Raw genomic sequence first — 12844 nt, forward strand, 5'->3', positions numbered from 1 at the left:
ACTTGTGTTTTGCCCCCATGCACCCGGCCTGTTGGCGCGAAGCCCACGCCCCATCACCGCCGGCTGAAGCGCCCCACCACCTGCGCCGACCCCAACGCCAGGCCCAGCAATGCCGCCGCGCCCAGCATCACGCCAGCCGGCCACTGGTGGTCCAGGAACAAACCGAACAACGGGGCCGAGAGCGCGAAGCCGATGTCCAGGCCCGAGTACACCGTGCCGTAGACGCGGCCGGTGGCCCCTGGGGGCGCGGCGCGCTTGACGAGCATGTCGCGCGCCGGGCCGGCCAGGCCGGTGCCCACGCCGGCCACCATCACCAAGCCCAGCGCCACGGCCAGGGGCCAACCGGACCAGGACGAGGCCACCAGCAGCGCGCCGCCCGCGCTCAAGGCCATGGCGATGTGGCGCTCCAGTTGGGGGCCCTTGGCCACCATGAAGCCGCCGATGAGCATGCCCAGCGCCCCGCACAGCATGTAGCCGGTCACCACCAAGGCGGTGGCCGTCGGGTCGACGCCGTGCAGGCGGGCCAAGGCCGGGCCGGCAAAGTTTTGGATGCCGGCCAGCGCCGCCGTGGTGAAGAAGAAGAACGAGAAGCACAGCCACACCGAGGGCAGCTTCAAAAAGTCGAAGGTGGGGGCCGGTTCGTTGGCGCGGCTGGGGTGCGAGGTCGGGTGGTCTTCGATGGCCGCGCGCTGCCACCACAGCACGGCCATCACCGTGAGGGCCACCATGGCCGTGCCGGCGTACACCCAGCGCCAGTGGCCCGTGGCCTGCATCACCAGCAAGGCAAACACCGGCGACAAGGACCAGCCCAGGTTGCCGCTGATGCCGTGCACGCTGAAGGCGTGGCCCAAGCGCGCGGGGCTGACGCGTTGGTTCAGGATGGTGAAGTCCGCCGGGTGAAAGGGCGCGTTGCCCAGGCCGGCCAGCGCCGCCGCCAGCACCAAGCCGGCGTAGCCCTGGGCCGTGCCCGCGGCCACGGAGGCCAGTGCGAAGCAGGCCATCGCGGCCAGCAAGGCCGGGCGGGCGCCGTGGCGGTCCACCACGAAACCAGCCAGGGCCTGCCCCACGCCGCTGACGCCGTAGAACACCGACACCAGCAGGCCCAGCTGCGCCCAACTCAGGCCGAAGCTGTGCGCGAACACCGGGAACATCGGCGGCAGCAGCAGGTGGAAGAAGTGGCTGGTGCCGTGTGCCAGGCCGATCAGGGAGATCGTGTGCACATCGGCGCGGCGGGACGACAGGGCCAGGCTCGACATGGCTGCCATGGTGCCCAAGGCGGGCACTGCTTGGTTACGATAGTTCGTCGTTGTTTGTCGAGTTTCTGCCATGGCCGCTCGCCCCCCAGCCAAGCGCACCCCGCCCAGCCGCACGCCCTTGCCGGTGCTGGACCCCGAACGGCACGCGCCCAGCCCCCAGCGGCCGGTGCGCGCCCGCGCACGGCGCATGGCCAGCAGCATGGAGATCCGCCCGCACCACCACGCCTGGGGCCAGCTGGTGTTCTCGGCCCAGGGCGCCGTGCGCGTGGAAACGCAAGACGGCGAACGGGGCCATGCCTTCATCGTGCCGCCAGGGCGCGCGGTGTGGATCCCGCCGGGCGTGCAGCACGCGGTGACGGCCATCCAGCAGGCTGACCTGCGCACCCTGTACGTGCAAGCCGGCGCCCTGCCCTGGCCGGCCTGCCGGGTGATGGAGGCCTCGCCCCTGATGCAGGCCGTGGTGCAAGCGCTTGCCGATGGCGACACCCCCGCTGCCCCGCAAGGCGCCGAGCAAGCCCGCGTGCAGGCCTTGACCACCCTGCTGCTGGACGAGGCCCAGCGCGCCCGCCCGGTGCCCCTGGGCCTGCCGCTGCCGCAAGAGCCCCGCCTGCGCCGCCTGTGCCAGGCCCTGCTGGACGACCCCGGCCGGCACACCGACCTGGCGGGCTGGGCCACCGAAGTGGGCGCCAGCGAACGCACGCTGCACCGCCTGTTCCGGGCCGAGCTGGGCACGGGCTTTCGGGAATGGCGCGCCCAGCTGCTGCTGGCCCACGGCCTGACGTTGGCGGCCCGTGGCACGCCGATGGGGGTGATCGCCGCCGAGCTGGGTTATGCCAGCGCAAGCGCCTTCAGTGCGATGGTGACGCGCACGGTCGGCATGCCGCCCAAGCGCTTCTTCGCCCAGGCTTGAGCGGCCTCATTGGTAGGGCGCCAGCACGCGCTGCACGCCGCCCTTGGCCACCCAGCGGCGGATGGCCTCTTGCAGCTTGGGCACCGACACGCGCCCCCGATCGGTGATGAGGCAGTGCGTGCCCACCTCGTCCACCACCTTGAGCAAGCGCAGCGGCGGGTGGCCGCTGCGGTGGTTGTAGGCCTTCAGGGTCCACTCGTTGACCACGCCGACCTGCGTGCGGCCGCGGGCCAGCTTTTCCAGCACCGCCCATTGATCCAGCGCGTCGTCGCGCTGCAGCTCGCCCGAGGCGATGCGTCCGTCCAGCGTCGGGTACTGGTAGCCGCGCACGGCGCCCAAGGCCCAGCGCGAGCGCTGCTCGAAGGCCGCCGCCGTGGCCGGCCCATCGGGCCCGGCCACCAGCACGTCGCGCAAGACGAGCACGGGCACGCTCCAGTGCAGGTGCTTGGGCGGGTTCGGCCACCAGCTGGGGGCCAGCAAGCATTGCAGATCGACGCCGCCACTCTCCAGGGCCGCCTCCACCCGCGCGGGGGGCAAGAGCTCGAACTGGGGCGTGGTGCCCATCTCGGCCGCGATGGCGGTCATCAGGTCGGGCAGGATGCCGCCCAGCACGCGCGAGCCCGAGCGCTCCAAGAAGGGCGCGCCCCAGCTTTGTCCCAGCGCAAAGCGCAGCGGTCGCGCTTGCGCGACGCTCAGACTCGGCACGATCCCCCCTGCCGCTCCCATCATGGTTCTTCTGGTGAGCATGGGGGGGAGTCTAGGAGGACGCGAGGCCGCAGGACAATCGATTCATGGAACAGACCATCGCCTTCGATTACGACCGCCAAGACGCCGCCGGCGCCACCTGCACCGCGCACGCCTGGGCCAAGGTGCCCCAGCCCCCGAAAGACCGCGCCGCGGCCAAGGCCCGGGCGGCCCAGCTTTTGAAAGCGCGCGGCGCCGTGCTGGTGGCCCACTACTACGTGGACGGCGACCTGCAAGACCTGGCCTTGGAAACCGGCGGCTGCGTGTCCGACAGCCTGGAGATGGCCCGCTTCGGCCGCGACCACGCGGCGCAAACCCTGGTGGTGGCCGGCGTGCGCTTCATGGGCGAAACCGCCAAGATCCTGAGCCCCGAGAAGACGGTGCTGATGCCCGACCTGGACGCGACCTGCTCGCTGGACTTGGGCTGCCCGGCCGAGGACTTCGCCGCCTTTTGCGACCAGCACCCCGACCGAAAGGTGGTGGTCTACGCCAACACCAGCGCCGCCGTGAAGGCCCGCGCCGACTGGATGGTGACCAGCAGCTGCGCCTTGGACATCGTGGGCCACCTGCACGCCCAAGGCCAAAAGATCCTGTGGGCGCCCGACCGCCACCTGGGCCGCTACATCCAAGAGCAAACCGGCGCCGACATGCTGCTGTGGAACGGGGCTTGCATCGTGCACGACGAGTTCAAGGGCCTGGAGCTGCAGATGCTGCGCGAGCAGCACCCCGACGCGCTGATCCTGGTGCACCCGGAAAGCCCGCGCAGTGTGGTCGAGCAGGCCGACGTGGTGGGCTCCACCAGCGCGCTGATCAAGGCCGTGGTGGAGGGCACGCAGCAGCGCTACATCGTGGCCACCGACAACGGCATCCTGCACCGCATGCGCCAGCTGGCCCCGGGCAAGGAATTGATCGAGGCGCCCACCGCCGGCAACGGCGCCACCTGCAAGAGCTGCGCCCACTGCCCCTGGATGGCCATGAACGCCCTGACCAACCTCATCGAGGTGCTGGAAACGGGCGCCAACGCCATCCAAGTGCCCGAGCCCACCCGGGCCCAAGCCCAGGCCTGCATCGAGCGCATGCTGGACTTCACCGCGGCCCAGAAAGCCCGCGCCTCCGGGATGACCCCGGGCATGGGCGCGGCCTGAGCCGCCCAGAATCAACCCGAACCCCGGAGACGCGCATGGCCAACCCCGACTTCACCCAGCTGTTCAACCACCACGAGCGCGAGGTGTTCGCCGCGGTGATGGCCGCCGCGCCCGACTACCCTGACATCTCGATCTCGAACGACTTGCTGTGCGACGTGGCCTGCGTGGCCTTGAACCGATTGCCGCCGCGCTACATCCGCCACACGGTCGACTTCAGCTTCTACCTGACCGAGCAAGAGCGCCTGCAGATGGACACGGCCATCGTCGATGCCGTGGCGTACGCGTTTAACTTTGTGAGTGCGCGCACGGCGATGCGCAATCAGCCGGTTTAATAGGCCCCGTTTTCCCCCCTCAACGCTTCTCCCAGAAAGGTCCCGCATGAACCGCCGTCAATCTGGCTTCACCTTGATCGAGCTGATCGTTGTCATCGTCATCCTGGGCATCTTGGCCGCCGTGGCGCTGCCGCGCTTCGTGGACCTGTCGGATTCCGCCGAAGACGCGGCGGTCAAGGGCGTGGCCGGCGCGCTGGGCAGCGGCTCGGTGTTGAACCACTCGAACAACCTGCTGGTGGACGCCGGCCTGGCCTCGGCCGGCACGCTGGTAACGGTGAACAACTGCCCCGCCGTGGCCAGCACCTTGACCAGCGGCCTGCCCTCGTCGGACTACGTCATCACGGCCGGCACGGGCACCACGATCTCGGGCGGCGGCATCGCCAGCGAGGGCGGCACGTCCACCTGCACCGTCACCTACAAGGGCAAGTCGGCGACCTTCGTGGCCTACGGCGTGCAGTGACATTCAACGCAGCTTGAAAAACGGGCCCCGCGGGGCCCGTTTTTTTACGCCCGCCGCACCGGGGGGATGAGCAGCGTGGGAAAGCTGGAGGGCAAGGTCTGCGGGAAGTCGCGGCTGAAGTGCAGGCCGCGGCTCTCGTGGCGCAGCAGGGCGCTGCGCACGATCAGCTCGGCACAGTCCACGAGGTTGCGCAGCTCCAGCAGGTCGCGGTTGACGCGGAAGTTGGCGTAGTACTCCAGCACCTCGCTCTTGAGCAGCTCGATGCGGTGCAGCGCGCGCTCCAGGCGCTTGGTGGTGCGCACGATGCCCACGTAGTTCCACATCAACAGGCGCAGCTCGTCCCAGTTGTGGGCGATGACCACCTGCTCGTCGGCGTTCTCCACCTGGCTCTCGTCCCAGGCCGGCAGCGCCGGCACCTGGGCCGGCGCGCTGCCGGCGATGTGCGCGGCGCAGGTGCGGCCCAGCACCACGCACTCCAACAGGCTGTTGCTGGCCAAGCGGTTGGCACCGTGCAGGCCGGTGTAGCCCGTTTCGCCCACGGCGTACAGGCCCGGCAAGTCGGCGCGGCCGTCGAGGTCGGTGACCACGCCGCCGCAGGTGAAGTGCACCGCCGGCACGACGGGGATGGGCTGTTTGGCGATGTCGATGCCCAGCTTCAAGCAGCGGGCATGGATGGTGGGGAAGTGCTCTTTCAAGAAGGGCTCGCCCAGGTGCGTGGCGTCCAGCCACACGTGGTCGACGCCGTGCTTCTTCATTTCGAAGTCGATGGCGCGGGCCACGATGTCGCGCGGCGCCAGCTCCAAGCGCGGGTCGTGCCGGGCCATGAAGCGGTCGCCGTTGGGCAGCTTCAAGTGCCCGCCCTCCCCGCGCAGCGCCTCGGTGATCAAAAAGCTGCGCTCTTGCGGGTGGTACAGGCAGGTGGGGTGGAACTGGATGAACTCCATGTTCGCCACCCGGCAGCCGGCCCGCCAGGCCATGGCCACGCCGTCGCCCGTGGCGGTGTCGGGGTTGGTGGTGTAGCGGTACACCTTGCCCGCGCCCCCCGTGGCCAGCACCACAGCGCGGGCGGGCACGGTTTCCACGCGGCCGGTGTCGATGTCCAAGGCGTAGGCGCCATGGCAGCGCTGCGCGGCCTCGGGGCCCAGGTGGCGGTGGGTGATGAGGTCCACCGCCATCCAGCGCTCCTTCAGGCGGATGTTGGGGTGGGCCTTGGCTTGGGCGAGCAGGCTGTCGTGGATGGCCTTGCCCGTGGCGTCGGCGGCATGGGCGATGCGGCGCACGGCGTGGCCGCCCTCGCGCGTCAGGTGCAAGCCCAGCGGGCCGTCGTCGTCGGGGGTGAAGGGCACGCCCTGCTGCACCAACCAGGCCACGGCGCTGGCGCTGCGCTCGGCGATGAAGCGGGCCGTGGCCTCGTCCACCAGGCCGGCGCCAGCGTCCTGCGTGTCGCGCACGTGGCTGTCGATGGAGTCGTCGCTGCCCAGCACGCCCACGATGCCGCCCTGGGCCCAGGCGGTGGCCGCCTCCGTCAGTTCGCGCTTGGCCAGCACCACGACCGGCATGGTGTCGGCCAGGTGCAGGGCCACGGTCAGGCCGGCGAGGCCCGCGCCGATGATGACGACGGGGGCGGTGTCAGGCGTTGCTTGCATGGGGGCGATTCTGTGCGAAGGCCCCAGGGGCAGCCCTCCTCAGTGCGGCAAGCCCAGGTCGAAGACCAAGATCTCGGCCTGCTCACCGCCCTGAATCTGCACCGAACTCACGTCGGCCATCTGCAGGCCATCGCCCTGGTTCAGGCGCTCGCCATTGACCGTCACGGCGCCGCGCGCCACCTGCACATAGGCCAGGCGGCCGGCTAGCAGGGGCAACTCGGCGGTTTCCGCCCCGTCGAAGCGGCCGGCGTACAGGCGCACGTCGCTGTTGACGTGCACCAGCGCGCCGCCGTCGGCGGCCAGCAGGCTCAAGCGCCCGCGCATGCTGGCCGGGTCGATGCGGGCCTGCTCGTAGCCGGGGGCGCCGCCCGGGGTCTTGGGCAGCATCCAGATCTGCAGCAGGTGCACCTCTTGGTTGCCGTGGTTCATTTCGCTGTGCATCACGCCGCTGCCGGCGCTCATGCGCTGGATTTCGCCGGGCCGGATGACGCCCGCGTTGGCGCCGCCCACCTCGCCGTTGCCCATGCTGTCCTTGTGGGCCAGCTCGCCTTCGAGCACGTAGGTCACGATCTCCATGTCCCGGTGGCCGTGCGTGCCGAAGCCGGTGTGCGGCGCCACGCGGTCTTCGTTGATCACGCGCAGCACGCCAAAGCCCATGCGGCTCGGGTCGTACCAGTTGGCGAAGGAGAAGCTGTGCTTGGCCAGCAGCCAGCCGTGGTTGGCGCCGCCGCGTTGCTCAGAACGGAAAACCTGTTTCATCGCGAACCTCCTAGGGAATGCCCTCACTGTAGGGACGCGGGCCCGCCTTGTGGGCAAGGCAGGATGCCGACTGCATTCAATTTGACTGAAGGGCAGCCATGCACATCGCCGACAAACGCAGCGTGCTCACCCCCGACGCCCTGGCCATGGTCGACGCCATTGCCCGCACGGGCAGCTTCGCCGGGGCCGCGCGCGAGCTGGGCAAGGTGCCGTCGGCGCTGACCTACTCCGTGCGCCACCTCGAAGAGGCGCTGGACGTGCTGCTCTTCGACCGCAGCGCCCGGCACGCCCAGCTCACCGCCGCCGGGCACGAGCTGCTGGTGGAGGGCCGCCGGCTGTTGATGGAAATCGACGCCGTGGCCAACCGCGTCAAGCGCATCGCCACGGGCTGGGAGGCCGAACTCACCATCGCCGTGGACGACGCCGTGGCGCGCCCGGCCCTGTACGACCTGATCGCCGCCTTCCAGCAGCAGCGCATCGAGCCCCTGTCGGGCACGCCGCACGCCACGCACAACGGCCCGCCCACGCGGCTGCGCTTCCGCACCGAGGTCATGTCGGGCACCTGGGAGGCGCTGGTGTCGGGGCAGGCCGACCTGGCCATCGGCACCAGCTCGCAGCCGCCGGGCTCCAGCGTGGCCTGCGAGGTGATGGGCGAGCAGAACTGGCTGTTCGTGGTGGCGCCCACGCACCCCTTGGCCACGGTGGACGGGCAACTCAGCGCCTCGCAAATCGCCGAGCACCGCATCGTCACCGTGGCCGACACGGCGCGCCAGCTGGCACCGCTCACCGTGGGCGTGGTCCCCGGCCAAGACGTGCTGACCCTGTCCAGCTTGAGCGCCAAGCTGCAAGCGCAGTTGCGCGGCCTGGGCTGCGGCTGGTTGCCCGAGCCCATGGTGCGCGAGGCCCTGGCCCGCGGCCTGCTCGTCGCCAAGGACACCTTCGACACGCGGCGCATCACCCTGCATTACGCCTGGCGCGTGACCGGCGCGCCGCCGGCGCGGGCCCTGAGCTGGTGGCTGCAGCAGCTCAAGAGCGAACCGACCCGCCGCGCGCTGCTGGAGCAGCACCTGACCTGAGGCGGCCCGTGGGCTACGTCGGTCGCTTCGCGCCCTCCCCCACCGGCCCGCTGCACGCCGGCTCGGTGGTGGCCGCCCTGGGCAGCTGGCTCGACGCCCGCGCGCACGGCGGTCGCTGGCTGGTGCGCATCGAGGACGTGGACACGCCGCGCTGCCCGCCGGGCACCGACCGCGTGGTGCTCGGGCAGCTGAGCGCGCTGGGGCTGTTGCCCGACGAGCCGCCGATCTGGCAGACGCAGCGCACGGCGCACTACGAAGACGCGCTGAACCGCCTCGTTGCCGCCGGTCAGGCCTTTGCCTGCGCCTGCACGCGCAAGCAGTTGATGGCCGCCCAGGGCCCGCGCGAGCGTCACGGTGAGCTCGTCTACCCCGGCACCTGCCGGCCCGAGAACGGCGGCCTTCGCGGTCAGGCGGCACGGGCCTGGCGCCTGCGCGTGCCCGGGGGCGAGCTGCACTGGCAGGACCGGGCGCTCGGCCCGCAGGGCCAGGACGTGGCGCGCGAGGTGGGCGACTTCGTGCTGAAGCGCGCCGACGGCCTTTGGGCCTACCAGCTGGCCGTGGTGGTGGACGACGGCGCGCAGGGCGTGAGCCACGTGGTGCGCGGGGCCGACTTGGCGGACAACACGCCCCGGCAGATCCTGCTGCAGCGCGCCCTCGGGCTGCCGCAGCCGCAGTACCTGCACCTGCCCCTGGTGCTGGCCGACGACGGCCAGAAGCTCAGCAAGCAAAACGGGGCCGCGGCCGTGGACCTGCAAGACCCGCTGGCCGCGCTTCAAGCCGCGGGCCGGGTGCTGGGCCTGCCCGCCCTGCCGGCGCAGGCCCTGCCCGAATGGCTGGCCCAAGCGGCCCGCGCCTGGCCCTTGCGTCCCAAGGACAATCCGCCCCTTTGAACCCCTTCTTCCCTGGACGAGCCCCATGAACACCACCGACAGCGGCCTGCAATTCGACGACACCCAACTCGGCAGCGGCGCCACCGCCCTGGCCGGCTGCGACGTGCAGGTGCACTACACCGGCTGGCTGTGGAAGGACGGCCAGCGCGGCGCCAAGTTCGACTCCAGCCTGGACCGCCGCGAGCCCTTCGAATTCGAGCTGGACGGTGGCATGGTCATCCGCGGCTGGGACGAGGGCGTGCAAGGCATGAAGGTCGGCGGCAAGCGCACCCTGCGCATCCCGCCGCAGTTGGGCTACGGCGCGCGCGGCGCCGGCGGCGTGATCCCGCCCAACGCCACCTTGGAGTTCGAGGTCGAGCTGCTGGCCGTCTCGGGCGGCCCGGTCGCGATGGACCTGCCTTTTCAAACGACGGCCAGCGGCCTGCAGTTTCACGACGTGACGCCGGGCACCGGCGCCGAGGCCCAGGCCGGTCGCGCGGTGCGCGTGCACTACACCGGCTGGCTGTGGAAGGACGGCATGCGCACGCGCAAGTTCGACAGCAGCAAGGACCGCGGCCAGCCCTTCCACTTCCGCCTGGGCGGCGGCGAGGTCATCCGCGGTTGGGACGAAGGCGTGCAAGGCATGAAGGAAGGCGGCACCCGCGTGCTCGTCATCCCGGCCGAGTTGGGCTATGGCAGCCGCGGCGCCGGTGGGGTGATCCCGCCCAACGCCACGCTGTGCTTCGAAGTGGAACTGTTGAAGGCCTGAAGCGGCCCAAGCGCCACAGGCCCTATGAGGAGAGCGCCATGACCGACCGGGACGTCATCCAAGCCGCGTACGAAGACCAACTCGCGCAGCTGTTCGAGCACTTCTTTGCCAACACGGTGGAGGCCGAGGGCCAAGCGGCCGAATTGGCCCAGGCCGAGCGGGCGTTTCAGGCGGGCGTGAGGCGCGCCCGCGAGGTTCGAGACCGGGCGCTGGCCCTGCTGTGATCACCCCCCGGCCACGAGGCGACGCAGCACCGCGATCGCTTGCCAGCCGGCCGGGGTGACGATCCAAACCAGGGCCAAGAGGTTCAACGCCACCATGGCCCAGGTCCAGCGCAAAAACGCGGGCTTGGCGGTCTTGTGCCGGAACACCTGCTGCCCCAGCAGCGCGCCGGGCCAGCCGCCCAGCAGGGCGATGAGGTGCAGCGAGGACTCGGCCACGCGGGCGCGCCCCCGCTTGGCGGCCCACTTGTCCATGCCGTAGACGATGAACAAGGCCGTGGACAGCGCGCCGTAGAGCGTGGTGACCAGGCGCGGCAGGGGCCAACTCATGTGGATCGCCCCCAGCAGCAAGCCGAACGCGGGAATCACCAGCAAGCGGGCGCTGTTGGGCGCGGCGGCCGGCCGGCTGGCGCGGGGCCGCGCCCCCGGCGGCGCGCTGGCGGGGGGCGACGCTCGCTGGCTGTGCACGCCCTTGGCCATGCCGTCGCGAGGCGTGTAGCGCACGGGCTCGCCCACGTCCGGGTTGCCACGGGCCTTGAGGCGGCCGGCCAGGTCGGCGCGGCGCAGCACCAGGCGCTCGCCCCCGGCATCGGGCTGCACAAAGCCCAAGCCCTTGGCGGCGTCCCAGTGGGAGACACGGCCAAGGGCTTGGGCAGAGGAACCGGGGCGGGGCTTGTTCATCCCCGCAGGTTAATCAATCGCCGTGGCGATCACTCTTCGCGACGGCGCGGGCCGCGCGGGGCACCGAAGCCGCCTTCGCGACGCTCGCCCCCGAAGGACGGCTTGCGGTCGCCGAACTGCGGGCGGTCGCCGCCGAAGGGCTTGCGGTCGCCGAACTGCGGGCGGTCGCCGCCGAAGGGCTTGCGGTCGCCGAATTGCGGCCGGTCGCTGCCGAAGGGCTTGCGGTCGCCGAACTGCGGGCGGTCGCCACCGAAGGGCTTGCGGTCGCCGAACTGCGGGCGGTCGCCACCGAAGGGCTTGCGGTCGCCGAACTGCGGGCGGTCGCCACCGAAGGGCTTGCGGTCGCCGAACTGCGGGCGGTCGCCGCCGAACGGTTTGCGGTCGCCGAACTGCGGGCGGTCGCCGCCGAAGGGCTTGCGGTCGCCGAACTGCGGTCGGTCGCCACCTTCGTGGAACGGACGGCCTTCACGGCCGGCAAAGGGCTTGCGGTCGCCGAACTGCGGGCGGTCGCCCCCCGACTGGGGACGCTCGTCGCGCTGCCAGCGCGGGCCGCCCTTGGAGAAACCGCGGCGCTCGCCGTCGTCGTACTCGCGGCGCAGGCCACGGTCCGTGAAGATCACGGGGTCCGGCTTCTTCGGCTCGAGGCCTTCCACGCGGCTGGGCGTCAGGGCCTCCTTGGTGTAGGCCTGCAGGCGGCGCAGGCGGGGCAGGTCTTCGCGCAGGGCCAGGGTCACGGCCAGGCCGCTGCGGCCGGCACGGCCGGTGCGGCCGATGCGGTGCACGTAGTCCTCGGCCTTCATCGGCAGGCCGACGTTGATGACGTGGCTGATGGTGGGCACGTCGATGCCGCGGGCGGCGACGTCGGTGGCCACCAGCACGCGCAGTTCGCGGCGGCGCAGGCCCATCAGGGTGCGGTTGCGCTTGCCTTGGGGCATGCCCCCGTGCAGCGCGGCCACGGCGTGGCCCAGTTCGGCCAGTTGGTACGCCATCTGCTCGGCCTCGACCTGGGTGCCGGCGAACACGACGGCCTGGTCGACGGTGGCGTCAGCCAGCAGGTGCTCCAGCAGGGCGGTGCGGTGCATGGGGTGGTCGGCCCAGTGCAGGCGCTGCTCTATTTGCGCCTTCTGCTCGGGCGCGCTAGTCACCTCGATGCGCTGCGGCTCGTTGAGCAGCTCGCGGGCCAGGGTGCCGACGCGACCGTCGAAGGTGGCGCTGAACATCACCGTTTGGCGCGGCGTGGGCAGCATGGCGGCGATGGCCTCGATGTCCTCGATGAAGCCCAGGTCCAGCATGCGGTCGGCTTCGTCCAGGACCAAGGTCTTGATCTCGGTCAGCATGGCCGGCACTTGCACGGCGATGTCTTGCAGGCGGCCGGGGGTGGCGATGACGATGTCAGCGCCGCCGCGCAGGCGCTGCAGCTGGGCTTGGTAAGGCATGCCGCCCACGATGGTGCAGACCGAGAAGCCCGGGATGCCGCGGCCGAGTTGGATGGCCATCTGGGCCACCTGCTGGGCCAACTCGCGGGTGGGCGCCAGGACCAGGCCGATGGGGTTGATCGGCGTGCCCGCAAAGCGCGCGGCGCCACGGGTGCCGCGGTTGCCACGCTGGTGGCGGGGGCTGGCGTGGAAGCTGCGCGCCGGCATGGCGGCGGGCAGTTGGTCGGGGTTGGCCTCGCGGCGGGCCAGCACCTGCGTGAGCATGGGCAGCAGGAAGGCGGCGGTTTTGCCGCTGCCGGTGCGGCTGGAGACCATCAGGTCGGTGCCGGCCAGGCCGAGGGGGATGGCGCGCGCCTGCACCTCGGTGGCCTCGGTGAAGCCGATCTCACGAACGGCGGCCAACAGGGTTTCGGGCAGGCCCAGGGTATCGAAGGACATGTACAGCTCTCTGACTCGCGAACACGCACGCACCGGCCTCCTGGGTCGGGGCGCACAAAGGACACGGCAACTCGCCGGCCCAGGTGGGGTCGCAAACAACTC

The 12844-nt window shown here is 71.2% G+C and carries 14 protein-coding genes and 1 pseudogene; 9 read left to right on the forward strand and 6 right to left on the reverse strand.

Annotation, left to right across the window (positions count from 1 at the left end; all coding sequences use genetic code 11):
* Positions 1-53: 53 nt before the first annotated feature.
* Complete coding sequence (locus tag EOD73_RS05165; protein WP_205702410.1) at positions 54-1265, reverse strand: MFS transporter; 1212 nt, start codon at positions 1263-1265, stop codon at positions 54-56.
* A 61-nt stretch (positions 1266-1326) separates the two neighbouring features.
* Here EOD73_RS05165 and EOD73_RS05170 point away from each other — a divergent pair, with 61 nt between their 5' ends.
* Positions 1327-2166 (forward strand): AraC family transcriptional regulator, encoded by an 840-nt coding sequence (locus tag EOD73_RS05170; RefSeq protein ID WP_127681486.1) that lies wholly within the window; start codon positions 1327-1329, stop codon positions 2164-2166.
* 6 nt (positions 2167-2172) lie between these two features.
* On the opposite strand, the gene EOD73_RS05175 is transcribed toward EOD73_RS05170, so the two are convergent.
* Positions 2173-2913, reverse strand: coding sequence for a substrate-binding periplasmic protein (locus EOD73_RS05175; RefSeq protein WP_127681488.1), 741 nt, complete (start codon positions 2911-2913; stop codon positions 2173-2175).
* 44 nt (positions 2914-2957) lie between these two features.
* Here EOD73_RS05175 and nadA point away from each other — a divergent pair, with 44 nt between their 5' ends.
* Genes nadA through EOD73_RS17920 form a run of 3 tightly spaced genes read left to right on the forward strand, consistent with a single transcriptional unit; the run spans position 2958 to position 4847 of the window.
* A complete protein-coding gene (gene nadA, locus EOD73_RS05180; protein ID WP_127681490.1) occupies positions 2958-4055 on the forward strand; it encodes a quinolinate synthase NadA in 1098 nt (365 codons plus the stop codon).
* A gap of 35 nt (positions 4056-4090) precedes the next feature.
* A complete protein-coding gene (locus EOD73_RS05185) occupies positions 4091-4387 on the forward strand; it encodes a late competence development ComFB family protein (protein ID WP_127681492.1) in 297 nt (98 codons plus the stop codon).
* Between the two features lie 46 nt (positions 4388-4433).
* Positions 4434-4847 carry a type II secretion system protein gene (locus EOD73_RS17920; protein WP_127681494.1) on the forward strand — a complete coding sequence of 138 codons (414 nt, stop codon included), beginning with the start codon at positions 4434-4436 and terminating at the stop codon, positions 4845-4847.
* Between the two features lie 44 nt (positions 4848-4891).
* Here the strand turns inward: EOD73_RS17920 and nadB are convergent, their stop codons facing one another.
* Together nadB and EOD73_RS05200 are read right to left on the reverse strand one after the other, a co-directional pair.
* On the reverse strand, positions 4892-6493 hold the full coding sequence (gene nadB, locus EOD73_RS05195) for an L-aspartate oxidase (RefSeq protein WP_127681496.1): 1602 nt from the start codon (positions 6491-6493) through the stop codon (positions 4892-4894).
* Between the two features lie 39 nt (positions 6494-6532).
* Positions 6533-7252 (reverse strand): pirin family protein, encoded by a 720-nt coding sequence (locus tag EOD73_RS05200; protein ID WP_127681498.1) that lies wholly within the window; start codon positions 7250-7252, stop codon positions 6533-6535.
* A gap of 104 nt (positions 7253-7356) precedes the next feature.
* Here EOD73_RS05200 and EOD73_RS05205 point away from each other — a divergent pair, with 104 nt between their 5' ends.
* The 5 genes and pseudogenes from EOD73_RS05205 (at position 7357) to EOD73_RS05220 (ending at position 10190) form a co-directional block, all read left to right on the forward strand.
* The gene (locus EOD73_RS05205) at positions 7357-8328 is read left to right on the forward strand and encodes a LysR family transcriptional regulator (RefSeq protein WP_205702431.1); all 972 of its coding nucleotides are present in this window, start codon (positions 7357-7359) and stop codon (positions 8326-8328) included.
* A gap of 8 nt (positions 8329-8336) precedes the next feature.
* Positions 8337-9218 (forward strand): tRNA glutamyl-Q(34) synthetase GluQRS, encoded by an 882-nt coding sequence (gene gluQRS, locus EOD73_RS05210; protein WP_127681501.1) that lies wholly within the window; start codon positions 8337-8339, stop codon positions 9216-9218.
* A 25-nt stretch (positions 9219-9243) separates the two neighbouring features.
* Positions 9244-9588: pseudogene (locus EOD73_RS17635) on the forward strand (FKBP-type peptidyl-prolyl cis-trans isomerase); the annotation flags it as partial.
* A gap of 18 nt (positions 9589-9606) precedes the next feature.
* Positions 9607-9966 carry an FKBP-type peptidyl-prolyl cis-trans isomerase gene (locus EOD73_RS17640; RefSeq protein WP_205702432.1) on the forward strand — a complete coding sequence of 120 codons (360 nt, stop codon included), beginning with the start codon at positions 9607-9609 and terminating at the stop codon, positions 9964-9966.
* Between the two features lie 38 nt (positions 9967-10004).
* On the forward strand, positions 10005-10190 hold the full coding sequence (locus EOD73_RS05220) for a hypothetical protein (protein ID WP_127681505.1): 186 nt from the start codon (positions 10005-10007) through the stop codon (positions 10188-10190).
* Here the strand turns inward: EOD73_RS05220 and EOD73_RS05225 are convergent, their stop codons facing one another.
* Complete coding sequence (locus EOD73_RS05225; protein ID WP_127681507.1) at positions 10191-10868, reverse strand: DUF1294 domain-containing protein; 678 nt, start codon at positions 10866-10868, stop codon at positions 10191-10193.
* Positions 10869-10897: 29 nt separating this feature from the next.
* Positions 10898-12742, reverse strand: a complete 1845-nt coding sequence (locus tag EOD73_RS05230) for a DEAD/DEAH box helicase (protein ID WP_127681509.1) — start codon at positions 12740-12742, stop codon at positions 10898-10900.
* Between the last annotated feature and the right edge of the window lie 102 nt (positions 12743-12844).

The sequence above is a fragment of the Inhella crocodyli genome, from assembly GCF_004004565.1.
Lineage (GTDB): Bacteria > Pseudomonadota > Gammaproteobacteria > Burkholderiales > Burkholderiaceae_C > Inhella > Inhella crocodyli.

Bases quoted from the DNA above. Each gene is read 5' to 3' on its own strand.
- nadB (WP_127681496.1), bottom strand. From the start codon at position 6,493: ATGCAAGCAACGCCTGACACCGCCCCCGTCGTCATCATCGGCGCGGGC.
- EOD73_RS05200 (WP_127681498.1), bottom strand. From the start codon at position 7,252: ATGAAACAGGTTTTCCGTTCTGAGCAACGCGGCGGCGCCAACCACGGC.
- EOD73_RS05230 (WP_127681509.1), bottom strand. From the start codon at position 12,742: ATGTCCTTCGATACCCTGGGCCTGCCCGAAACCCTGTTGGCCGCCGTT.
- EOD73_RS05165 (WP_205702410.1), bottom strand. From the start codon at position 1,265: ATGGCAGCCATGTCGAGCCTGGCCCTGTCGTCCCGCCGCGCCGATGTG.
- EOD73_RS17920 (WP_127681494.1), top strand. From the start codon at position 4,434: ATGAACCGCCGTCAATCTGGCTTCACCTTGATCGAGCTGATCGTTGTC.
- EOD73_RS05220 (WP_127681505.1), top strand. From the start codon at position 10,005: ATGACCGACCGGGACGTCATCCAAGCCGCGTACGAAGACCAACTCGCG.
- nadA (WP_127681490.1), top strand. From the start codon at position 2,958: ATGGAACAGACCATCGCCTTCGATTACGACCGCCAAGACGCCGCCGGC.
- EOD73_RS05170 (WP_127681486.1), top strand. From the start codon at position 1,327: ATGGCCGCTCGCCCCCCAGCCAAGCGCACCCCGCCCAGCCGCACGCCC.
- EOD73_RS17640 (WP_205702432.1), top strand. From the start codon at position 9,607: ATGGACCTGCCTTTTCAAACGACGGCCAGCGGCCTGCAGTTTCACGAC.
- EOD73_RS05185 (WP_127681492.1), top strand. From the start codon at position 4,091: ATGGCCAACCCCGACTTCACCCAGCTGTTCAACCACCACGAGCGCGAG.
- EOD73_RS05175 (WP_127681488.1), bottom strand. From the start codon at position 2,913: ATGCTCACCAGAAGAACCATGATGGGAGCGGCAGGGGGGATCGTGCCG.
- EOD73_RS05225 (WP_127681507.1), bottom strand. From the start codon at position 10,868: ATGAACAAGCCCCGCCCCGGTTCCTCTGCCCAAGCCCTTGGCCGTGTC.